General features: G+C 41.0%; 24 protein-coding genes and 1 pseudogene. 24 read left to right on the top strand and 1 reads right to left on the bottom strand.

From position 1 onward, the window contains the following. Positions 1 to 14: 14 nt before the first annotated feature. From rsgA to spoVM, 5 genes are all read left to right on the top strand, one after another. Positions 15 to 896 (top strand): ribosome small subunit-dependent GTPase A, encoded by an 882-nt coding sequence (rsgA, locus tag WYK_RS08745; protein WP_040374138.1) that lies wholly within the window; start codon positions 15 to 17, stop codon positions 894 to 896. 3 nt (positions 897 to 899) lie between these two features. Further along, complete coding sequence (rpe, locus tag WYK_RS08740; RefSeq protein ID WP_040374137.1) at positions 900 to 1,550, top strand: ribulose-phosphate 3-epimerase; 651 nt, start codon at positions 900 to 902, stop codon at positions 1,548 to 1,550. Between the two features lie 81 nt (positions 1,551 to 1,631). Then, positions 1,632 to 2,099 (top strand): thiamine diphosphokinase, encoded by a 468-nt coding sequence (locus tag WYK_RS08735; protein ID WP_051387388.1) that lies wholly within the window; start codon positions 1,632 to 1,634, stop codon positions 2,097 to 2,099. Continuing rightward, a complete protein-coding gene (locus WYK_RS26150; protein ID WP_328286278.1) occupies positions 2,092 to 2,289 on the top strand; it encodes a hypothetical protein in 198 nt (65 codons plus the stop codon). Before WYK_RS08735 ends, WYK_RS26150 begins: the two co-directional genes overlap by 8 nt. 102 nt (positions 2,290 to 2,391) lie before the next feature. Next, the gene (spoVM, locus tag WYK_RS08730; RefSeq protein WP_034302035.1) at positions 2,392 to 2,472 is read left to right on the top strand and encodes a stage V sporulation protein SpoVM; all 81 of its coding nucleotides are present in this window, start codon (positions 2,392 to 2,394) and stop codon (positions 2,470 to 2,472) included. A gap of 96 nt (positions 2,473 to 2,568) precedes the next feature. On the opposite strand, the gene rpmB is transcribed toward spoVM, so the two are convergent. Continuing rightward, the gene (gene rpmB, locus WYK_RS08725) at positions 2,569 to 2,754 is read right to left on the bottom strand and encodes a 50S ribosomal protein L28 (RefSeq protein WP_040374136.1); all 186 of its coding nucleotides are present in this window, start codon (positions 2,752 to 2,754) and stop codon (positions 2,569 to 2,571) included. 247 nt (positions 2,755 to 3,001) lie between these two features. Here rpmB and WYK_RS08720 point away from each other — a divergent pair, with 247 nt between their 5' ends. The 19 genes and pseudogenes from WYK_RS08720 to WYK_RS26015 all read left to right on the top strand — a co-directional run. Continuing rightward, positions 3,002 to 3,364, top strand: a complete 363-nt coding sequence (locus tag WYK_RS08720) for an Asp23/Gls24 family envelope stress response protein (RefSeq protein WP_040374135.1) — start codon at positions 3,002 to 3,004, stop codon at positions 3,362 to 3,364. Positions 3,365 to 3,382: 18 nt separating this feature from the next. After that, positions 3,383 to 5,046, top strand: a pseudogene (locus WYK_RS08715) (DAK2 domain-containing protein). Between the two features lie 19 nt (positions 5,047 to 5,065). Further along, entirely contained in the window at positions 5,066 to 5,242 is a 177-nt protein-coding gene (locus tag WYK_RS24905) for a hypothetical protein (RefSeq protein ID WP_161629120.1), read from the top strand. After that, the gene (sdaAB, locus tag WYK_RS08710) at positions 5,232 to 5,894 is read left to right on the top strand and encodes an L-serine ammonia-lyase, iron-sulfur-dependent subunit beta (RefSeq protein ID WP_040374134.1); all 663 of its coding nucleotides are present in this window, start codon (positions 5,232 to 5,234) and stop codon (positions 5,892 to 5,894) included. The genes WYK_RS24905 and sdaAB overlap by 11 nt, the downstream gene beginning before the upstream one ends. A 27-nt stretch (positions 5,895 to 5,921) precedes the next feature. Then, on the top strand, positions 5,922 to 6,806 hold the full coding sequence (gene sdaAA, locus WYK_RS08705; RefSeq protein ID WP_040374133.1) for an L-serine ammonia-lyase, iron-sulfur-dependent, subunit alpha: 885 nt from the start codon (positions 5,922 to 5,924) through the stop codon (positions 6,804 to 6,806). Further along, complete coding sequence (recG, locus tag WYK_RS08700; protein WP_040374132.1) at positions 6,803 to 8,851, top strand: ATP-dependent DNA helicase RecG; 2,049 nt, start codon at positions 6,803 to 6,805, stop codon at positions 8,849 to 8,851. The genes sdaAA and recG overlap by 4 nt, the downstream gene beginning before the upstream one ends. Before the next feature lie 110 nt (positions 8,852 to 8,961). Next, complete coding sequence (gene fapR, locus WYK_RS08695; RefSeq protein WP_040374131.1) at positions 8,962 to 9,555, top strand: transcription factor FapR; 594 nt, start codon at positions 8,962 to 8,964, stop codon at positions 9,553 to 9,555. Next, positions 9,539 to 10,531 carry a phosphate acyltransferase PlsX gene (gene plsX / locus WYK_RS08690; protein ID WP_040374130.1) on the top strand — a complete coding sequence of 331 codons (993 nt, stop codon included), beginning with the start codon at positions 9,539 to 9,541 and terminating at the stop codon, positions 10,529 to 10,531. Before fapR ends, plsX begins: the two co-directional genes overlap by 17 nt. Positions 10,532 to 10,547: 16 nt before the next feature. Beyond that, positions 10,548 to 11,489 (top strand): ACP S-malonyltransferase, encoded by a 942-nt coding sequence (gene fabD, locus WYK_RS08685; RefSeq protein ID WP_040374129.1) that lies wholly within the window; start codon positions 10,548 to 10,550, stop codon positions 11,487 to 11,489. 1 nt (position 11,490) lies between these two features. Then, positions 11,491 to 12,234: a 3-oxoacyl-[acyl-carrier-protein] reductase gene (gene fabG / locus WYK_RS08680; protein ID WP_040374128.1), complete on the top strand. Its 744-nt coding sequence runs from the start codon at positions 11,491 to 11,493 to the stop codon at positions 12,232 to 12,234. 53 nt (positions 12,235 to 12,287) lie between these two features. After that, the gene (locus WYK_RS08675; RefSeq protein ID WP_040374127.1) at positions 12,288 to 12,521 is read left to right on the top strand and encodes an acyl carrier protein; all 234 of its coding nucleotides are present in this window, start codon (positions 12,288 to 12,290) and stop codon (positions 12,519 to 12,521) included. A 303-nt stretch (positions 12,522 to 12,824) separates the two neighbouring features. Next, positions 12,825 to 13,571 carry a ribonuclease III gene (rnc, locus tag WYK_RS08670; protein ID WP_040374126.1) on the top strand — a complete coding sequence of 249 codons (747 nt, stop codon included), beginning with the start codon at positions 12,825 to 12,827 and terminating at the stop codon, positions 13,569 to 13,571. Positions 13,572 to 13,597: 26 nt separating this feature from the next. Continuing rightward, the gene (gene smc / locus WYK_RS08665; RefSeq protein ID WP_040374125.1) at positions 13,598 to 17,164 is read left to right on the top strand and encodes a chromosome segregation protein SMC; all 3,567 of its coding nucleotides are present in this window, start codon (positions 13,598 to 13,600) and stop codon (positions 17,162 to 17,164) included. 23 nt (positions 17,165 to 17,187) lie between these two features. After that, positions 17,188 to 18,171, top strand: coding sequence for a signal recognition particle-docking protein FtsY (gene ftsY, locus WYK_RS08660; protein ID WP_040374124.1), 984 nt, complete (start codon positions 17,188 to 17,190; stop codon positions 18,169 to 18,171). Positions 18,172 to 18,564: 393 nt separating this feature from the next. Further along, entirely contained in the window at positions 18,565 to 18,897 is a 333-nt protein-coding gene (locus tag WYK_RS08655; protein ID WP_040374123.1) for a putative DNA-binding protein, read from the top strand. 12 nt (positions 18,898 to 18,909) lie between these two features. After that, positions 18,910 to 20,250, top strand: a complete 1,341-nt coding sequence (ffh, locus tag WYK_RS08650; protein ID WP_040374122.1) for a signal recognition particle protein — start codon at positions 18,910 to 18,912, stop codon at positions 20,248 to 20,250. Between the two features lie 97 nt (positions 20,251 to 20,347). Further along, positions 20,348 to 20,620, top strand: coding sequence for a 30S ribosomal protein S16 (gene rpsP, locus WYK_RS08645; RefSeq protein ID WP_040374121.1), 273 nt, complete (start codon positions 20,348 to 20,350; stop codon positions 20,618 to 20,620). 7 nt (positions 20,621 to 20,627) lie between these two features. After that, on the top strand, positions 20,628 to 20,858 hold the full coding sequence (locus tag WYK_RS08640; protein WP_040374120.1) for a KH domain-containing protein: 231 nt from the start codon (positions 20,628 to 20,630) through the stop codon (positions 20,856 to 20,858). An 87-nt stretch (positions 20,859 to 20,945) separates the two neighbouring features. Beyond that, a partial coding sequence (locus WYK_RS26015) for a YlqD family protein (protein ID WP_328286277.1) occupies positions 20,946 to 21,136 on the top strand: 191 nt, incomplete at its 3' end.

Raw genomic sequence — 21,136 nt, 5'->3', positions numbered from 1 at the left:
AAAGGAGTGAAGCTATGCCAGAGGGCAAAATCATTAAGGCGCTCAGTGGATTCTACTATGTGCTTGATGGCAAACAAATTATCCAGTGTCGAGGCAGGGGAGTTTTTCGACATAATAAAGTTAACCCCCTTGTCGGCGATTATATTGTGTATCAAGCTGAAAATCATACAGATGGGTATCTTCTTGAAGTGAAGGAACGCACCAATGAACTCGTTCGGCCGCCAATAGCGAATGTGGATCAAGCAATTCTTGTCTTTTCAGCTGTTGAACCTGAATTCAGCACAACCTTGCTGGACCGATTCCTAGTTGCTATAGAAGATAATGAAATTGAACCGATTATATGTATCAGTAAGATGGACCTGATTTCGGAACAACAGCGGGAAACCCTCAATCAATATATGGAGGACTATCGAAAAATTGGTTATGAGGTTGTGGCTACATCTTCTATAACAAGCGCCGGCCTAGAGGTCTTGCTGCCATATCTTGAAGGAAAAACGAGTGTTTTTGCTGGTCAATCAGGAGTGGGTAAATCATCGCTATTAAATGCAATCAACCCTGAACTTGATATCGAAACCAATCAAATTTCATCTCATTTAGGACGAGGCAAGCATACGACAAGACATGTTGAATTACTGCCCATCGGTTCAGGTCTTGTTGCCGATACACCTGGATTTAGCTCCTTAGAATTCTTAGATATTGAATTAGAACGATTAGCGTATTGTTTCCCGGAAATTTATAAGTACGGCGAGCAGTGTAAATTCCGCGGTTGTTTACATGATAAGGAACCAAAGTGTGCGGTAAAGCAGGCAGTTGAGTCAGGCGATATTCCAAACTACCGTTATAAACATTACCAACAAATATTCGAAGAAATTAAAGATAGAAAGCCGAGGTATTAGACGATGGTGAAAATTGCTCCCTCCATTTTGTCAGCTGATTTTGCAAAGCTGGGTGAGGAAATCCGTGATGTGGAAGCAGGCGGAGCCGATTATATTCATGTAGATGTAATGGATGGTCATTTTGTTCCTAATATAACAATTGGACCATTAATTGTAGAGGCGATTCGTCCAATAACGAAGCTGCCGCTGGATGTGCATTTAATGATCGAAAAACCTGATCAATTTATCGAAGCTTTTGCAAAAGCAGGTGCTGATTACCTAACTGTACATGTAGAAGCGTGCACGCATCTGCACAGGACCATTCAATTAATCAAGTCATTTGGCGTCAAGGCAGGTGTCGTATTGAATCCAGCTACTCCTGTTTCGATGATTCAGCATGTAATTGAAGAAGTAGATATGGTGCTGCTTATGACTGTTAACCCAGGATTCGGCGGACAATCATTCCTTTCTTCCGTGCTCCCGAAGATCTCAGAAGTGAAAGAACTTGCTAAGTCTGCTGGAACAGAAGTTGAAATTGAAATTGACGGTGGTGTGAACGCTGAAACGGCGAAGTTATGTGTTGAACGAGGAGCAACAGTTCTTGTTGCGGGTTCAGCCATCTATAATCAGCCGGATCGTCATCAAGCAATCAAGAATATTAGAGGCACAATGTAAAATAACTAGCCGGTTGAATAACATGCTGTCATTAATCAGCAGCTTATTCCGCCGGCTTTTTTAGTAAATGGAGGGATTCGATTGGTTATTTACTTAATGGCAGGCGGTCCAAGTGACTTGCACCCTGATTTAGGGATGTATAAAGAAAGAGAAGGGTGTATATGGGTTGGAGTAGATAGAGGGGTACAAATACTGCTTGATCATGACATCGTGCCTGCAGCGGCATTTGGAGACTTTGATTCAGTTACAGAAGATGAACTGTCATTGATTCAAGAAAAATTAGATACGATTACGATCTATCCTTCTGAAAAAGATGAGACCGATCTAGAAATTGCTTTCAAGTGGGCTGTGGCACAGGATCCCCAAGAGATCTGGCTATTTGGTTCCACGGGAGGAAGAATCGATCATTTTCTCGGCAATATCCAATTATTCTTACGCGAAGAGATCTTACCGCTGCATAAAAAAATAAGCTTCTACATGGCAGATCATAAAAATCTGCTGACAGTGAGAACACCAGGATCCTATTCCCTTCAGGTAATGGATGAATAAAAAATACATATCGCTGCTTCCAGTAATGGGAAATGCGGAGGGCATAAGTCTGGATGGTTTTAAATATCCTTTACAAAACAGCTATCTTCCTATGGGCTCAACCCTTTGCATCAGCAATGAACTTATTTCAGAGATTGGTAATTATTCCTTCACTTCTGGCATATTATTGGTGATAAGAAGCAGTGATTAATCATCACGCTTACTGCCTTACTAAGTATCTCAATCAAAAGCAGTCTATAAGAGGAAATTTCAATAAAGGAATGTAAGAGTGTGATTGCAGAGGAGGGGCATTATGAAGTTCTATACCATTAAATTACCGAAGGTTTTGGGAGGTTTGGTTAAAGCAATGCTTGGTGCCTTTAAAAAGGGCTGAAATAATAGAGAGTATCGAACTATTTGCACCCTTAATCAGGGTGTTTTTTTTGTTGTAAAAAAGTAAAAGGCATCCTAAGAAAAGGATGCCGGAACATTATACGCGTTCTACTTTGCCCGATTTAAGAGCTCTTGCAGAAACGTATACACGTTTAGGTTTACCATCGACTAAAATACGTACCTTTTGAAGGTTAGCACCCCATGTACGCTTAGATGAGTTCATTGCGTGAGAGCGTTTATTACCAGTACGAGTTCTTCTTCCAGTGATTGCACATTGTTTCATGTTGATTCCCTCCTAACTACAGAAAGCTTGAGTTTTCATATTCTTGAGTCTGAATTGAAATACTTTAATAATTTATCATACCTCCCATGAGATTGCAATACTTCTGTAAATTACTTTCAAGAAAAAAACCTTGACATAACCCTTTGTGAATTGAATTATAATAATACAGTGCTACATTTGCTTTTAAAACAAAAGACAATATAGTAGAATGGTTATAGTCATAGGATTTTGGGAGGGGTACACATATATGTCTATCGAATTAAAAACTAAATTTGGACAAATTGATATATCCAATGAGGTAGTTGCTACAGTAGCCGGCGGCGCTGCGGTTGACTGTTATGGAATCGTAGGCATGGCCTCGAAAAAACAATTAAAAGACGGCATTGCTGAAATACTGAGAAAAGAAAACTTTACTAAGGGTGTAATCGTTCGTCAGGAAAATGATGAAGTCCATATTGATATGTTCATCGTAGTCAGCTATGGAACGAAAATTTCAGAAGTTGCACACAATGTTCAATCAAAGGTAAAATACACCCTGGACAAAACTGTCGGATTAGTAGTTGATTCCGTGAATATTTTTGTGCAGGGAGTTCGTGTTACGAACCCTTAAGTCAAGGAGGAAGTTTTAGTGTCAATTACAAGCTTAAATGGAAGACGTTTTGCAGAGATGATCATCCAAGGTGCTAACCATCTGTCTGCAAACGCTAAACTAGTCGATTCCTTGAACGTTTTTCCGGTACCGGATGGAGATACAGGAACGAACATGAATCTATCAATGACTTCTGGAGCAAAGGAAGTACAAAATAATGTACAAGATCATATTGGCAAAGTAGGTGTCTCTTTATCAAGAGGACTACTAATGGGTGCCCGTGGTAATTCTGGTGTTATTCTGTCCCAGCTTTTCCGTGGATTCTCAAAGTCAATTGAAACGAAGGCGAGTGTCAGCAGCCAGGAGTTTGCAGCTGCATTGGAATCGGGAGTAGAAACAGCTTACAAAGCTGTAATGAAACCTGTTGAAGGTACAATTCTTACGGTAGCAAAAGACGCTGCAAGACAAGGTGTCATTGCTGCTAAAGAACACAGCGATATAATCATGGTTATGGAAGAAATTGTTAAAGAAGCAAAAGCATCTTTAGACCGTACTCCTGATTTGCTTCCTGTACTTAAAGAGGTAGGCGTAGTAGACAGCGGCGGTCAAGGACTTCTGTTTGTTTATGAAGGATTTTTAGCGGAATTAAGAGGCGAAGCGCTGCCGGCCATTTCCGATAATTTCACAATGGATAAACTGGTAAGTGCCGAGCACCATATTAATGTTCAGGGACATATAAACTCTGAAGATATTGTCTTTGGTTATTGTACTGAATTTATGGTCAGGTTAGAAGGTACGAAGACGTTTGATGAAGACAAGTTCCGTCAAGACCTAAGTGAACTTGGCGACTCGTTACTCGTCATATCTGATGAAGAAGTCGTAAAAGTACATATTCACTCGGAACAGCCGGGGAATTGCTTGAATTACGGCCAAACATACGGAAGCCTTATTAAATTAAAAATTGATAACATGCGCGAACAGCATACGGCAATTGTTGGAGATACTCATGCAACGCTTGATACAGAGAGTAAACCTAAAAAAGAAAACAAAAGTTTGGGATTGTCTCCGTTGCAATGGGTACTGGAATCAGCGATTTATTTAAAAGCATAGGAGCTACCGTTGTTATTGAAGGTGGTCAAACAATGAATCCAAGCACGGAGGATATTGTTAAAGCGATCGAAGAGGCCAATGCTGAAACGATCATCATCTTGCCTAATAATAAGAATATTATCATGGCAGCTCAACAGGCCAAGGATGTTGTGTCAGAACAAGTTATTGTGATTCCGTCAAAGACCGTTCCTCAAGGGATGTCAGCACTACTAGCGTTTAACCCAGCCCTGGAAGCACAAGATAATGATCACGCGATGACAGAGGCGTTAAGTCATGTGAAAACTGGTCAAATCACCTATGCTGTCCGTGATACGGTTATCGACGGTCTTGAAATTGCCAATGGTGATTTCATGGGAATCGATGAAGGAAAAATCAAAGTTAAAAGTAAAGAAAAGCTTCAAGCAGCGAAAGATCTTCTGCTTGAAATGATTGATGAGGAATCCGAAATCATTACAATCATTTATGGAGAAGATGCAAGCCAAAACGAAGTGGACGAGCTTGCAAAATTCTGTAATGCTCAATTCGAAGATGCGGAAGTAGAACTTCATAATGGAAATCAGCCGTTATATTCTTTCATATTCTCGATTGAATAATTAACCATTAGAAGATGAAATGATGTCCTTCTATTATGAAGGAATGTCATTCATTCTTGCTGCTGGATTCTTATACAAACTGCTTGCCGTTTCACAGGTAAAGTGGGAAAATAAACTGCAGAAGCCAAGAGGCTCTGCAGTTTTATTTTTTACTTGTTATTCAGTATGCAGTGTAGGAGGAAGTTATGAAGTATAAGAGCGTTTTTGATATTATCGGTCCCGTAATGATTGGTCCGTCTAGTTCTCATACAGCCGGTGCTGCAAGAATTGGAAGAGTGGCAAGAACATTATTTGGGCGGCAGCCTGAATGGGCTGTTATTTATTTTTATGGATCATTCGCTAAAACATACAAGGGCCACGGTACAGATGTTGCAATCGTCGGCGGTCTGCTTGATTTTGATACATTTGATGAACGAATAAAATCTTCATTTCAAATCGCAGAACAACAAAAGATGAAGATAGAGTTTCATGAAGAAGATGCTGTGACCGACCATCCGAATACAGCCAAAATTGTTATTGGTGATCATCAGGGTGAACTTGAACTGGTTGGGATTTCAATCGGCGGCGGAAAAATTGAGATTATAGAGTTAAATGGGTTTGTTCTCCGGCTGTCAGGTCATAATCCAGCGATATTAGTGGTCCATGATGATCGATTCGGAGCGATAGCAAACGTATCTAATATCCTGGCCAAACATGAAATTAATATTGGTCAAATGGATGTGTCACGTAAAGAAAAAGGGAAAATGGCCTTAATGACCATTGAAGTTGACCAAAATATCGGTGATGAGGTACTTCGGGAAATTGGTGAACTAGCGAATATTACTCAGGTTGCCAAAATTGTCGACTAAACAAAAAGATGAAGGGAGGATATAGTTTTGTTTCGTAATGTAGCAGAGTTAGTAGAATTAGCACAATCAAAAAATAAAAAAATATCCACCATTATGATAGAACAGGAAGTTGAAGTCACAGGGAAGACGAGAGAACAGATTCTTTCTCAGATGGAAACAAATCTGGACGTGATGGAAAAAGCGGTTGAACGTGGTTTGCAAGGTGTACAATCCGTTTCGGGTTTAACAGGTGGAGACGCTGTTCTTTTACAAGAATATATTAAAAAAGGCACATTCCTTTCGGGTGAAATTTTACTCGATGCAGTAAGTAAAGCGGTTGCTACGAATGAAGTAAATGCAGCGATGGGAACGATTTGTGCGACTCCTACAGCTGGATCAGCGGGAGTGGTTCCGGGAACATTATTTGCTGTCCAAAGAAAATTAAATCCTACTAAAGAACAAAAAATTGAATTTCTCTTTACAGCAGGTGCTTTTGGGTTTGTTGTAGCCAATAATGCATCGATATCCGGCGCAGCAGGCGGCTGCCAAGCGGAGGTTGGGTCGGCAGCAGGAATGGCTGCAGCGGCCATTGTAGAAATGGCTGGAGGTTCTCCTGCTCAAAGTGCGGAGGCAATGGCCATTACACTGAAAAACATGTTAGGACTTGTCTGTGATCCAGTTGCAGGACTTGTAGAGGTACCATGTGTGAAAAGGAATGCGATGGGGGCGGCAAATGCTATGGTTGCAGCTGATATGGCATTAGCAGGGATCACCAGCAGGATTCCATGTGATGAAGTCATTATCGCCATGTATGAAATTGGTCAATCGATGCCTTCAGCTTTACGAGAAACAGCACAGGGAGGGTTAGCGGCAACTCCGACTGGCCGAGCTTTGGAAGCTAAGATTTTTGGTCTGCCGCTTCTGAAGAAATGAACCAAGTATTAGAAGAATCTGTTACCGCCGTTAAAGGAATTGGAAATGAGACTGCCCTAACATTGAATGAAATGGGAATTCATACTGTGTTTGATTTATTTGAACATCTCCCTTTCCGCTACGAAGATTATCGTTTAAAGGATTTAGAAACGGTAGAACATGAAGAACGAGTGACGATTGAAGGGAAAATCCACAGTCAGCCGATGCTTACGTATTTTGGAAAGAAAAAGTCTCGGCTGACATTCAAGGTTTTTGTAGGGAACAATCTGATAACGGTTATTTTTTTCAATCAGCCCTATTTAAAGTCAAAGATGGAGATCAACAGCGTAGTGACGGTTACTGGAAAGTGGGATCGCAATCGCCAAACCATTACAGGCAGTGAATGTCATATTGGTGAGAACAGACAGGAAAAAGAGTATGAACCTGTTTATTCGATAAAGGGTAGTATGACCGTTAAAGGGTTACGCCGGTACATCGGCAACGCCTTTAAACAGTTTGGACCGGCTATTGAAGAAAACCTGCCGCAAGGGTTAATTTCACAGTATAGATTAATGCCTAGACCAAATGCTTTATGGACCATGCACTTTCCAACTTCTGAGAATGATATGAAGCAAGCAAGACGACGCTTTGTTTATGAAGAGTTTTTACTTTTTCAACTGAAGATGCAGGCAATGCGTAAAGTTCAAAGAGAAGAATCTAAAGGAATTGAACAAGACTATACGCTTGAAAAAGTAACTGCATTTATCGAATCGCTGCCCTTTCCTTTAACGGATGCCCAGAAACGGGTTGTTAATGAAATATTAGCTGATATGAAATCTCCCTATAGAATGAACCGCCTCCTGCAGGGGGATGTTGGATCTGGAAAAACTGTTGTAGCCGCTATCGCCTTGTATACATCCATTTCCGTTGGTTATCAAGGAGCTTTAATGGTGCCTACTGAGATATTAGCTGAACAACATGCAGCTTCAATGCGTACAATGCTAGAACCTTTCGGAATTAAGTCGGCTCTTCTGACGAGCTCCGTGAAAGGGAAAAAACGGCGGGAACTGCTAGAAGCATTAAACAGCGGAGAAATAAATTTATTAATCGGTACACACGCACTTATTCAAGATGAGGTGAATTTTCTGAATCTTGGACTTGTCATAACCGATGAACAGCATCGTTTTGGTGTGAACCAACGGCGGGTTTTACGAGAAAAGGGGAACAGTCCTGATGTCTTATTTATGACAGCCACGCCGATTCCTAGAACACTGGCTATTACAGTTTTTGGTGAAATGGATGTATCGACAATCGATGAAATGCCTGCTGGACGTAAAATCATTGAAACATATTGGGCTAAACACAATATGCTCGATAGGATTCTTGTTTTTATTGAAAAAGAATTGCAGCAAGGTAGACAGGCTTATGTAATTTGTCCGTTGATTGAAGAATCGGAAAAAATGGATTTAGAGAACGTACTTGATGTACATGCCATGCTGACCCAGTATTTTGCAGGAAGATATCAAGTTGGATTGATGCATGGAAAACTTCCGGCGGATGAAAAAGACGCTGTCATGAAGGAATTCAGCCAGAACATCACAAAAGTTCTTGTCTCCACAACAGTCGTTGAGGTTGGAGTGAATGTACCCAATGCTACCGTGATGGTTATTTATGATGCGGAACGATTCGGTCTCGCGCAGCTTCACCAGCTTCGCGGCCGGGTAGGAAGAGGGGGCGATCAGTCTTTCTGTATCCTGTTAGCCGATCCTAAATCGGAGAATGGGAAGGAGCGTATGACCATTATGACCGAGACGAATGATGGTTTTGTTGTTTCGGAAAAAGATCTCGAACTTCGTGGTCCTGGCGATTTCTTTGGTAGAAAGCAAAGTGGTGTTCCTGAATTTAAAGTGGCCGACATGGTTCATGATTATCGAACACTTGAAGTAGCTAGAAATGATGCAGCTAAACTCATCGCTTCGGAAGCATTTTGGCATGCGCCGGATTATGAACCGCTTCGAAAGCATCTCGCAAGTACCGGTGTATTGGATGGAGAAAAGCTGGATTAAAAAGAATAAGCTAAAAAGCAGATTGCGGGTTTTTACATCTTGCAATCTGTTTTTAATATCTATATACTACTATTAGTACCTAGTCATAAAACGTGGATGGTGACCTTCGAATGAAAAGGAATAAGAAGGAACGCCAGCAGTTATTAATCGACACGATTAAAGGAAATCCTTTCGTAACAGATGAAGAGCTGGCTGAAAAATTTTCCGTGAGTGTTCAAACAATCAGGCTGGACCGGCTTGAACTTTCCATTCCCGAACTACGAGAGCGGATAAAAAATGTTGCGGAAAAAAGACTAAGCGATGAAATCAGGGCACTCCCAATTGATGAAGTGATTGGTGAAGTCATTGATGTGAATTTAGACCAAAATGCAATTTCAATTCTTGATATAAATAAAGAACATGTATTTAAACGAAATGGGATAGCGCGCGGCCATCATTTATTCGCGCAAGCTAATTCCCTTGCTGTAGCTGTCATTGATGACGAATTGGCGCTGACGGCAAAAGCATCCATTCTATTTACACGATCTGTGCGGGAAAATGAGAGAGTGGTTGCTAAGGCTCGTGTATTGGATACGGCTTCAAGTGATCGTTCGATTGTAGAAGTGAACAGTTATGTTGGCAGCGAATTGGTATTTAAGGGAGAGTTCGAAATGTACCACTCCTGTCAGCCGGAAAAGGGTGGAGAAAATGAAAATAGCCATTGATGTAATGGGCGGGGATCATGCACCAAAACAGCCAGTTTTAGGAGCCATGAAGGCTGTTCGTGAATTTCCTGATATTGAAATGATTCTTGTAGGAAATGAAAAAGAAATAAATGAACATTTAATAAATAATGAACGGATCTCTATCGTACATACCGAGGAAAAGATTCTGGGAACAGATGAACCAGTTCGAGCGGTTCGTCGTAAAAAGAACGCCTCACTAGTCCTTGCAGCTCAGTTGGTAAAAGACGGAGAAGCGGATGCATGCATTTCAGCAGGTAATACAGGTGCACTCATGGCGGCAGGGTTATTTGTTGTTGGACGCATAGATGGGATAGACAGGCCGGCACTTGCCCCAACCCTGCCTACTATTGATGGCGGAGGTTTTGTCCTTTTAGATGTTGGAGCGAATTCGGATGCGAAACCAGAACATCTTGTTCAATATGCCATTATGGGCTCAATTTATGCGCAAAAGGTTAGAGGAATAGCTAATCCTCGTGTTGCTCTATTGAATATTGGTTCTGAAGAGAAAAAAGGCAACGAATTGACTAAACAAGCGTACGGCCTTCTAAAAGACGCGAAGATCAACTTCACAGGCAATGTTGAAGCAAGAGACTTGCTTAATGGAGCAGCGGATGTTGTCGTTACAGATGGTTTTACAGGTAATATGGTGTTGAAAACGATTGAAGGAACTGCGATGAGTGTTTTCTCTATGCTTAAAGTAGGGTTAATGAGCAATACGAAAAGTAAATTGGCTGCGGCTATGCTAAAACCACAATTTAAAGCGATTAAAAATCAGATGGATTATTCTGAGTATGGGGGAGCAGGACTTTTCGGATTAAAAGCACCGGTTATCAAAGCCCATGGCTCATCTGATGACCATGCTATATACAATGCCATCCGCCAGACGCGTGACATGGTCAATCATCAAGTTGTACAGAATATTGTTCGTTTGATGGAAACCGGAAAACAAGAATGAGTTAGGGGTGTCGACAATGGGGAAAATAGCGTTTGTTTTTCCAGGACAAGGTTCACAAACAGTTGGGATGGGAAAAGATTTTTATGAGAGCGATCAGACCGTTCAATCAATCTTTCAAGAAGCAGACAGCACTCTTGGATTTTCGCTGACTGATCTTATCCTAAATGGACCACAAGAAGATCTCACATTGACAGCAAATACACAACCGGCATTACTAACGGTAAGTTTTGCTCTCTATCAAGCAGTATTGAAAGCTGGAATTACACCAGATTATACAGCTGGGCACAGCTTAGGCGAATATTCAGCGTTAACTGCCAGCGGTGCTATGACATTTAAAGAAGCAGTACATACAGTTCGAAAACGCGGAGAATACATGGAAGAAGCCGTTCCAAACGGTATTGGGACGATGTCAGCCGTGCTTGGTATGGATCAGGCGCAGCTAGAAGAGCTGACAGCCGATATTACGCGTGAAGGGAATACCGTGCAGTTGGCGAATATTAACTGCCCAGGACAAATTGTCATTTCAGGAACGACTGAAGGTGTTCAATTGGCTGCAGTGAAAGCGAAGGAAAACGGAGCAAAACGAGCAATCCCGTTAAATGTGAGCGGCCCTTTTCATTCCATTCTGATGGAACCAGCAGCTGCTAAACTAGCGGAAACACTTAGCTCAATAGAGGTTAAGCAGGCTATTACTCCGGTAATCTCAAACGTTACAGCTCAGCCTGTAACACAGCCTGAGGAGATTAAGGAAAAACTGATTGAACAGCTTATATCACCTGTCCGCTGGGAAGAAAGTATCCGAACACTACTAGATTTAGGTGTTGATACGTTTATCGAAATTGGACCAGGTAAGGTACTGAGTGGATTAATTAAAAAAATTGACCGCAGTGTATCGATTTATTCCGTAAATGACAAAGTAAGTCTTGAAAATACAGTCCATGCACTTAGGGGGAATTAGAATGCAGCTTAACGGAAAGAATGCATTGGTAACCGGGGCATCACGTGGAATTGGCCGGGAAATTGCATTAGAACTTGCTCGGCAGGGTGCGAATGTGGCAGTCAATTTTGCGGGCAGTGAAGAAAAGGCGAATGAGGTTGTGGCTGAAATTAAGGAAATGGGACGCCATGCTTTTGCTATTCAAGGAAATGTAGGTGACTCAGAGAGTGTTACAGCGATGATGAAACATGTCTTTGAGCAGTTTACAACGCTCGATATTCTCGTTAATAATGCTGGAATCACCCGCGATAATTTATTAATGCGGATGAAAGAAACAGAGTGGGATGACGTAATCACTACTAATCTCAAAGGTGTATTTTTGTGCACAAAAGCGGTTACTAGGCAGATGATGAAACAGCGTCATGGACGAATAATCAATATTGCTTCTATTGTCGGGGTCAGCGGTAATGCTGGACAGGCCAATTATGTTGCGGCTAAAGCAGGTGTAATTGGGTTAACGAAGTCTACTGCTAAGGAACTCGCTGCGCGTGGAATAACGGTCAATGCGGTTGCTCCTGGGTTTATTACTACTGATATGACTGAACAACTAACCGAGGATATACAGAAAACGATGTTAACTCAAATTCCACTGGCACGCTTTGGCGATCCTAAAGATGTAGCTGGGGTTGTCACGTTCCTTGCTTCCGAAGCGAGCGGCTATATGACTGGGCAAACGCTTCATGTAGACGGCGGAATGGTGATGTAATCTTTATTATTTAACTGGATTATACTATAATGTCTTGAGGGGAGGTGAATGCAGTGGCAGACGTATTAGAACGCGTAACAAAAATCGTAGTTGATCGATTGAATGTTGAAGAGTCAGAAGTGAAATTAGAAGCTTCATTCAAAGAAGATCTTGGTGCAGATTCCCTAGATGTTGTTGAACTAGTTATGGAATTTGAAGATGAATTTGAAATGGAAATTTCAGATGAAGACGCAGAAAAAATCAGCACAGTTGGAGATGCTGTGAATTACATAAAAAGTACTATGTAATCTAAATGATCTCGAAAAATGAACACAAGGCTGCAGAGAATTCTCTGCAGCCTATTTTGTTTAGAAGTACGTGATTCTTTAGACAGTTAATCAGTTACGAATGGGTAATCTTATAGATCATGAAGAGGCATGGGTAAATTATCCTCACTGAAGCGAGGAGTTTCCTTTGAAGCCGTGCTGCTGTATGATATAATACTTTGAAGAGCTTGGCGCATTTAAACCGCCAAGTTTCTTTTCTGTAACGAATGACGTTACAAGATAAATTGTCATTATTCTTTAGTGTTTAGTGGAGGGTTTGGTCGTATGAAAAGGAACGGTATGGATCGAAAACCGGTAAAAGGTGAAAATAAATTTACACAGCTTCAAGAACAAACGGGTTTTCTTTTTCATGATGAAAAGCTATTGAAACAAGCGTTCACCCATTCATCCTATGTGAATGAGCATCGCCGGAAGCCGTATGAAGATAATGAACGGCTCGAATTTTTAGGAGATGCTGTCCTAGAATTGACCGTATCAAAGTACCTATTTGTAAAGTATCCAATGATGAGTGAGGGCGAACTGACAAAATTGCGTGCTGCAATTGTATGTGAGCCATCTTTAGTCAATTTTGCTCATGATGTGTCGTTTGGCAATTATATTCGACTCGGAAAAGGCGAGGAAATGACTGGAGGCCGAGAACGCCCAGCGCTGCTTGCTGACGTGTTCGAAGCATTCATCGGTGCATTATATTTGGATTTAGGTCTTGATTGTGTTGTTCAATTCTTAGAGAGGGTCGTTTTCCCTAAGATAGACGAGGGTGCTTTTTCTCATGTGATGGATTATAAAAGCCAATTACAAGAACTTATTCAGCGGGATGGTACAGGAGCACTTGACTATCAAATCCTTCAGGAAAAAGGTCCGGCCCATAACCGGGAGTTTGTCTCCGTGGTTTCCTTAAATCAGGAAGAACTGGGTACGGGCATGGGAAGATCGAAAAAAGAAGCTGAACAGCGTGCTGCTCAATGTGCACTTTCGGCTCTCAAAGAAAATAATAAAGAAAGTCTCAAGTAAAGAGTTGAGATAGAGGGGGAAAGCAAATGTTCCTCAAACGATTGGATGTTGTGGGATTTAAGTCCTTTGCTGAACGGATTTCGATGGACTTTGTCCCAGGTGTTACGGCAGTAGTTGGACCAAATGGCAGTGGAAAGAGTAATATTACAGACGCGATTCGATGGGTTTTAGGTGAGCAGTCTGCAAAATCACTCCGTGGAGCGAAAATGGAGGATATCATTTTCTCTGGAAGTGATTCGCGAAAGTCACTGAATTTTGCAGAGGTTACCTTAACGCTGGACAATGAAACGAACTCGCTGCCGATTGATTTTCATGAAGTAAGTGTGACGAGAAGAGTATACCGGTCAGGCGAAAGTGAATTTTTCATAAATAATCAAAATTGCAGGCTTAAAGACATTGTGGATTTATTTATGGATTCTGGTCTTGGTAAGGAAGCCTTTTCAATTATAAGTCAAGGGAAAGTAGAAGAAATTCTCAGCAGTAAAGCAGAAGACCGCAGAGTTATTTTTGAAGAAGCGGCAGGCGTTTTGAAATACAAAAACCGAAAAAAGAAGGCAGAGCATAAGCTGTTCGAGACACAAGAAAACTTAAATCGGGTTAATGATATTCTTTATGAGTTAGAAGGTCAGGTTGAACCACTGAAAATTCAATCCTCGATTGCACATGATTACCTTGAAAAAAAGGCAGAGCTGGAGAAAAGCGAAGTTGCGTTGACAGTCTATGAGATTGAAACACTTCACGAAAATTGGGAAAAGTTAACCGCTGCTTTTGAAGAACATAGTGAACAAGAGCAAACGATGACAAGATCCATTTTTCAGAAGGAAACCGAGTCTGCTAAGCTGCGGAAGCATATAGCCGGTCTTGATCAATCTATGAATGAACTGCAGGAGACTCTTTTGCGGGCAAGTGAAGAACTTGAAAAACTTGAAGGACGTAAAGAAGTATTAAAAGAGCGGAAAAAAAATGCCTCTCAAAACAAACAGCAGCTCGAAAAGTCAATTGATGATGGTGAGAGAAGAATCAGTGAATGGACTGCTGAAAAAGAACGTGAAAACCGAGTGCTTGTGAAACTTGAACAGGAAGTTAGAAACCTCCAATCAAGCCTTCATGAAAAACAAAAAAGCCTTGGTTTGTTTACAAGTAATATTGAAGAAACCATAGAAACGCTGAAAAGTGATTATATAGAATGGCTGAATAAACAGGCTTCAGCCCGTAATGAACAGCAGTATCTTGATCAGCAGCTGAATCAACAGGACAATCGAAACGTTCGTCTCGATACGGAAAACGAAAAGTTTCTCAATGAACGGATTGAAATAGAGGCGAAGAAGCTAGAGTCTACTCAATTATTTGCTGCGGTGACTGCTCAAATTGAAGAGCATGTATATCGTTTTCGTGAAGAACAAAAAAGGCTGGAAAATAACAAAGCGGCGTATCAAAAGCAAGAAAAGACGCTGTATCAAGCCTACCAATTTCTACAACAGTCTAAGTCAAAAAAAGACATGCTTGAAGAAATGGAAGAGGACTATGCCGGCTTCTTCCAGGGTGTAAAAGAAGTACTGAAGGCGAAAAACCGGACTTTAGAGGGTGTTGAAGGAGCGGTTGCGGAATTAATTAAAGTTCCGAAGGAGTATCAGCTGGCAATTGAAACGGCACTTGGCGGCTCCATGCAGCATGTGGTCATGGATGGAGAAGAAAATGCCCGTAAAGCAATTACATTCTTAAAAAAGAATGGATACGGACGGGCGACGTTTTTACCGCTTACCGTGATTAGGGCTAGGGAAATTCCGTCCTCTCAACTTCGTGCGGTGGCTAGTCATCCGGCATTCGTCGGGACAGCTGTTGATTTAATTGACTTTGACAAAAAATACATCAATATCGCAGCGAATCTCCTTGGTACAGTGATCATCACGAAAGATCTGAAAGGTGCCAATGAATTAGCCAAACTTGTCCATCATAAGTACCGGTTTGTAACAATCGATGGTGATGTCGTCAATCCTGGCGGTTCCATGACGGGTGGAGCTATCAAACAAAAAACGTCTTCCTTATTATCGAGAAAAACTGAACTGGATGAATTGAAGACGAAGATTGCTGATATGGAAGAGAAAACTTCTGTGCTTGAAAAGCATGTAAAGCAGCTGAAGACTGATATCACTTCTCTGGAAGAAAAAGTAGAGGGGTACCGTCAAGCTGGTGAAGCATTACGTCTAAAAGAGCTTTCACTTAAGGGATCTGTTCGCGAAATCGAACTACAAGAGAAAAATGTGAATGAACGATTGCATTTATATGATCTCGATAAAAAGTCGATTGAAGAAGAAAAACAAAGTAAAAAGCTTAGATTGGAAGAGCTTGAAAAGCTGCTTGCCTCTTGTTCTAAAGAGATTATATTACTGGATGAAACGATTGCTGAATTAACAAAACAGAAACAGTCTCAGCAAACATCCAAAGAAAGTCTTACCGAAGAAACGAATGAGCTTAAAGTTCAGCTGGCTTCTAAAAAAGAACAGCTTCAGAATCAACGTGAAAAATACAGCCGAATTAACGATCAATTGGCAGAGGAACAAGAACGAGTTACCGATTATAAAGAGGATTTATCGCTGTTAACTAATGAAATGACTTCATCTTCAAGCGGTGAGGTTACACTTGAGGACGCTGCACAAGGCAAACTGAAAGTTAAAAATGAATCGGTGCAGTTGATATCGTCTCAAAAGCATGAGCGGGTCCAACTGCTCAAAAAGCTTGAAGATCTTGATATAGAATGCAAAGAACTAAAACGTCTGCATAAAGGCCTGTCAGAAGCTGTTAAAGATGAAGAAGTTAAGTTGAACCGTCTTGATGTTGAACTTGAAAATCGTCTGGATCACTTACGCGAGGAATATATGCTTTCTTATGAAGCAGCAAAAGAAAATCACCCGCTTACCATTCCAGCTGATGCAGCACGAAAAAAGGTCAAATTAATCCGGCTTGCTATCGAAGAGCTCGGCAGTGTTAACTTGGGTGCCATTGAAGAATATGACCGGGTCTCTGAACGATTTAATTTCCTTACAGAGCAAAAAAATGACTTACAGCAAGCAAAAGATACCTTATTTGAGGTTATTGATGAAATGGATGGGGAAATGAAACGCCGGTTTTCGGAAACGTTTTACGCGATACGAGAACAGTTTGAGCGAGTGTTTAAGTCACTGTTTGGCGGAGGACGAGCTGAACTTAAGTTAAGCAATCCGGAGGACCTCCTTAATACAGGAGTGGACATTATTGCACAGCCCCCAGGGAAAAAACTTCAAAACCTAGGGCTGCTGTCCGGCGGTGAACGCGCATTAACAGCCATTGCTCTGCTTTTCTCTATTTTAAAAGTCCGGCCGGTACCGTTTTGTATATTAGATGAAGTTGAAGCGGCATTAGATGAAGCGAATGTGTATCGCTTTAGTCAATACCTTAAGCAGTTCAGTGCGGAAACTCAATTTATCGTCATTACCCACCGTAAAGGAACCATGGAAGAAGCAGATGTACTTTATGGAATAACGATGCAGGAATCAGGAGTTTCCAAACTTGTTTCAGTCCGGATGGACGAAACAGCTGAATATGCAAAATCCTAGAAATTTACTAAGGAAGTGAACCAATGAGTTTTTTTAAAAAGCTAAAAGAAAAATTTACTGATCAATCTGATGCTGTTACCGATAAGTTTAAACAAGGTTTAACCAAAACTAGGGACTCTTTTTCTGGCAAAGTAAATGATCTTGTTGCTCGTTATCGTAAAGTCGATGAAGAGTTCTTCGAAGAACTCGAAGAAATTTTAATTGGGGCAGATGTTGGATTTGAAACAGTGATGACGTTGGTCGATGATTTGAAGATGGAAGTAAAGCGCCGCAATATTTCTGATTCTAAGGAAGTACAGTCCGTCATTTCCGAAAAACTGGTAGAAATTTATCAAGGGAATGATGCAGACCATACTGAATTGAATATGCAAGAAGGCTTAACGGTCATTCTTTTTGTCGGTGTCAATGGCGTAGGAAAGACTACTACGATTGGAAAATTAGCCAATAAGCTTAAAGGTGAGGGAAAAACAGTTATGCTCGCAGCTGGTGATACCTTTAGAGCTGGTGCGATTGAACAATTGGAAGTATGGGGTGAACGTGTAGGCGTTGAAGTAATTAAACAAGCTGAAGGTTCAGATCCAGCAGCTGTTATGTTTGATGCATTGCGTTCTGCCAAAGCTAAAAAAGCAGATGTGCTTATTTGTGATACGGCAGGCCGTCTTCAAAATAAAGTGAACTTGATGAATGAACTTGAAAAGGTGAAACGGGTCATTGAACGTGAAATCCCTGGAGCACCACATGAAGTGCTGTTAGCACTTGATGCCACAACTGGTCAAAATGCCTTGATTCAGGCAAAAACGTTTAAAGAAGTAACCAATGTCACTGGAATTGTCCTAACGAAGCTTGACGGAACGGCTAAAGGCGGTATCGTTTTAGCTATTCGTAATGAATTAAATATTCCTGTTAAGTTTGTCGGTCTCGGTGAGAAGATGGATGATCTGCAGGAATTTGATGCTGATAAATATGTATATGGTTTATTTGCAGATGTAATCGAAGAAAAAGAGTAAATAGTTGAACCCGTTTGCGGATGCAGACGGGTTCTTTCTGTCTTGAAGGGGGACATACGATGTGGATGGTAAAAACATCATACAACTCAATCTAGCGGGTTTTAAGGGTATTTTTAGATACGTCCGCGAAAAGGCAGTGAGGCCGGATGCTTGAGTCACTTGAGTGTCATTTAAAAAGGTATGACTCCTTTCGGCATTTTATCCTTTACATATATGGTCTGAGGGATTAGAGAAACAACGAAACGGAAGAAAAAATTATCTGCATATTTCGCAAAAAAGGGGCTAAAACAAGCTCTTTGAATGAAGTGCAAGGTTTCACCTTGACATCATATAGGAACGTGTGTAAACTATAGTTTGTAAAGGGTTTTCACTTAACAGCTGGGAGGTCAGCAGATGCTCGAGAAAACAATGCGGATTAATTACTTATTTGATTTTTATCAATCGTTATTAACCGAAAAACAAAAGAGCTATATGTCTCTCTACTATCTGGATGATTACTCTCTTGGTGAGATTGCTGATGAATATGATATAAGCAGGCAGGCAGTCTATGATAATATAAAACGAACGGAAGCAATGCTTGAAGAATATGAAATGAAGCTCTTGCTTTTCCAAAAATTTCAAGAACGAACCATGTGGATTGCCAAAATGAAAGAACTAATTGATACGGAAACGTATTCAAAGGACGATCTATTGGCCGCAGTTATCGAGCTTGAGAAGTTAGATTAGGAGGCGGCATATATGGCATTTGAAGGATTAACTGACCGACTGCAGAGCACCATGCAAAAAATCCGCGGCAAAGGTAAGGTTAATGAAGCAGATGTTAAGGAAATGATGCGTGAAGTACGTATTGCACTCCTTGAAGCGGATGTTAACTTTAAAGTTGTTAAAGATTTTATTAAACGCGTGAGTGAACGTGCAGTTGGACAGGAAGTGCTAAAAAGCTTAACCCCAGGTCAGCAGGTAATAAAGGTAGTAAAAGAAGAGCTGACCGAACTTATGGGCGGCGATCAGAGTAAAATTGCTGTCGCCGGCCGTCCCCCGACCGTTATTATGATGGTTGGTCTTCAGGGTGCAGGTAAAACGACAACAACTGGTAAATTAGCCAATCTTCTTCGGAAGAAACACAATCGTAAACCACTGTTAGTAGCTGCGGATATTTATCGTCCAGCTGCAATTAAACAGCTTGAAACGCTTGGTAAACAAATTAATATGCCTGTGTTTTCGCTCGGAGATCAAGTCAGCCCGGTAGAAATTGCCCGGCAGGCAATTGAAAAAGCGAAGGAAGAACATCATGATTATGTCCTCATTGATACAGCAGGCCGCCTTCATGTAGATGAAACGCTCATGGGTGAGCTTAAAGATATTAAAGAACTGACAAAACCTGATGAAATATTCCTTGTCGTTGATGCTATGACAGGGCAGGATGCTGTAAATGTAGCTGCAAGCTTTAATGAACAACTCGGTTTAACCGGCGTTGTGTTAACGAAGCTTGATGGTGATACACGAGGCGGTGCTGCACTGTCAATCCGTGCTGTTTCTCAAACCCCGATTAAGTTTGTCGGAATGGGTGAAAAGCTGGATGCACTAGAAGCTTTCCATCCAGACCGCATGGCTTCAAGAATTCTTGGTATGGGGGATGTTCTTACCCTTATCGAAAAAGCGCAAACAAATGTGGATGAAGAAAAAGCAAAAGAGCTTGAACAAAAAATTCGGACATCGTCGTTTACTTTCGATGATTTTCTGGAGCAGCTTGACCAAATGCGTAATATGGGTCCGCTTGATGATCTTCTAAAAATGCTGCCTGGTGCCAATAAAATGAAAGGGATAGATAAGCTTTCGATCGATGAAAAACAGATCGGTCATGTTGAAGCTATTATCCGTTCAATGACAAAGGCAGAAAAGGAGCATCCAGAAATCATTAATGCTGGACGCAGAAAACGAATTGCAAAAGGCAGCGGCAGGCCTATTCAAGAAGTTAACCGTTTATTAAAGCAATTTGAAGATATGAAAAAGATGATGAAACAGGTAACTGGCATGACTAAAGGGAAGAAAAAGGGCTTTAAATTACCCTTCATGTAAGACCAGTTTTTGTCTGTTAAGAAAAAAACCTTTACAACGTATGCAGGGTTTGATATTATACTATCTTGTGTGAAACTATTCGGAGGTGCTATTTAAAATGGCAGTAAAAATTCGCTTAAAACGTATGGGAGCAAAAAAGACTCCTTTCTATCGTGTTGTAGTTGCAGATTCCCGTTCACCACGTGACGGACGTTACATTGAAGTAGTTGGAACTTATAACCCAGTTACTCAACCTGCAAAAGTTGAAATCAATGAAGAACTAGTTCTAAAATGGTTAAACGATGGTGCTAAACCATCTGATACTGTTCGTAACTTGTTATCAGGCCAAGGAATCATGGAAAAATTCCATAATTCAAAGCTAGGCAAGTAAGCAGTAATTGAAGGCATTAATTGAAACGATTGTTTCCGCGCTTGTTGATTATCCCGAAGATGTTCAAGTAACGGAACGGGATGATGATGGCCGGACCGTATATTCCCTTTCTGTTAACAAAGCAGATATGGGGAAGGTTATCGGCAAGCAAGGGCGTATTGCTAAAGCGATTCGGACTGTGGTATATGCAGCAGGGTCCTCACAGCATAAGAAAATCTATTTGGAAATTTCCGAATAAGGGAGGGCTAACACCCTTCCTTTTTTGTATAAAAAAATTGTCAAGCTAATCTTATGCATGTGAGGATCCAAGTAATGGTATACTTACATGCATACATATATGACTCTGCTGCAGTTAGAATACATAGATAGAGGAGGCGGCGCTGGGGTGAAAATTCTCCAAAACGTCATCGTTAATCAAGTTTTGACGGAGTCCAGCAAAAATAAGCTTCTTGAAACGTACAAAACAAAAAGGCTGCAACTCCAAAAGGAAAGCGAACAGCTTCGCTTTGAATTAAA

This window comes from Peribacillus psychrosaccharolyticus ATCC 23296, assembly GCF_000305495.1.
In the GTDB taxonomy this organism is placed as follows: domain Bacteria; phylum Bacillota; class Bacilli; order Bacillales; family DSM-1321; genus Peribacillus; species Peribacillus psychrosaccharolyticus.
This window is presented reverse-complemented; position numbering and strand designations above follow the sequence as displayed.

What these genes read in the sequence shown, in the direction of transcription:
- rnc (WP_040374126.1), top strand. Translation starts at nt 12,825, where the DNA reads ATGAAAAGGAACGGTATGGATCGAAAACCGGTAAAAGGTGAAAATAAA.
- fapR (WP_040374131.1), top strand. Translation starts at nt 8,962, where the DNA reads ATGAAAAGGAATAAGAAGGAACGCCAGCAGTTATTAATCGACACGATT.
- recG (WP_040374132.1), top strand. Translation starts at nt 6,803, where the DNA reads ATGAACCAAGTATTAGAAGAATCTGTTACCGCCGTTAAAGGAATTGGA.
- WYK_RS24905 (WP_161629120.1), top strand. Translation starts at nt 5,066, where the DNA reads ATGATGTCCTTCTATTATGAAGGAATGTCATTCATTCTTGCTGCTGGA.
- smc (WP_040374125.1), top strand. Translation starts at nt 13,598, where the DNA reads ATGTTCCTCAAACGATTGGATGTTGTGGGATTTAAGTCCTTTGCTGAA.
- plsX (WP_040374130.1), top strand. Translation starts at nt 9,539, where the DNA reads ATGAAAATAGCCATTGATGTAATGGGCGGGGATCATGCACCAAAACAG.
- fabD (WP_040374129.1), top strand. Translation starts at nt 10,548, where the DNA reads ATGGGGAAAATAGCGTTTGTTTTTCCAGGACAAGGTTCACAAACAGTT.
- rpsP (WP_040374121.1), top strand. Translation starts at nt 20,348, where the DNA reads ATGGCAGTAAAAATTCGCTTAAAACGTATGGGAGCAAAAAAGACTCCT.
- rsgA (WP_040374138.1), top strand. Translation starts at nt 15, where the DNA reads ATGCCAGAGGGCAAAATCATTAAGGCGCTCAGTGGATTCTACTATGTG.
- sdaAB (WP_040374134.1), top strand. Translation starts at nt 5,232, where the DNA reads ATGAAGTATAAGAGCGTTTTTGATATTATCGGTCCCGTAATGATTGGT.
- ftsY (WP_040374124.1), top strand. Translation starts at nt 17,188, where the DNA reads ATGAGTTTTTTTAAAAAGCTAAAAGAAAAATTTACTGATCAATCTGAT.
- WYK_RS08655 (WP_040374123.1), top strand. Translation starts at nt 18,565, where the DNA reads ATGCTCGAGAAAACAATGCGGATTAATTACTTATTTGATTTTTATCAA.
- WYK_RS26150 (WP_328286278.1), top strand. Translation starts at nt 2,092, where the DNA reads ATGAATAAAAAATACATATCGCTGCTTCCAGTAATGGGAAATGCGGAG.
- WYK_RS08720 (WP_040374135.1), top strand. Translation starts at nt 3,002, where the DNA reads ATGTCTATCGAATTAAAAACTAAATTTGGACAAATTGATATATCCAAT.
- rpmB (WP_040374136.1), bottom strand. Translation starts at nt 2,754, where the DNA reads ATGAAACAATGTGCAATCACTGGAAGAAGAACTCGTACTGGTAATAAA.
- ffh (WP_040374122.1), top strand. Translation starts at nt 18,910, where the DNA reads ATGGCATTTGAAGGATTAACTGACCGACTGCAGAGCACCATGCAAAAA.
- fabG (WP_040374128.1), top strand. Translation starts at nt 11,491, where the DNA reads ATGCAGCTTAACGGAAAGAATGCATTGGTAACCGGGGCATCACGTGGA.
- spoVM (WP_034302035.1), top strand. Translation starts at nt 2,392, where the DNA reads ATGAAGTTCTATACCATTAAATTACCGAAGGTTTTGGGAGGTTTGGTT.
- rpe (WP_040374137.1), top strand. Translation starts at nt 900, where the DNA reads ATGGTGAAAATTGCTCCCTCCATTTTGTCAGCTGATTTTGCAAAGCTG.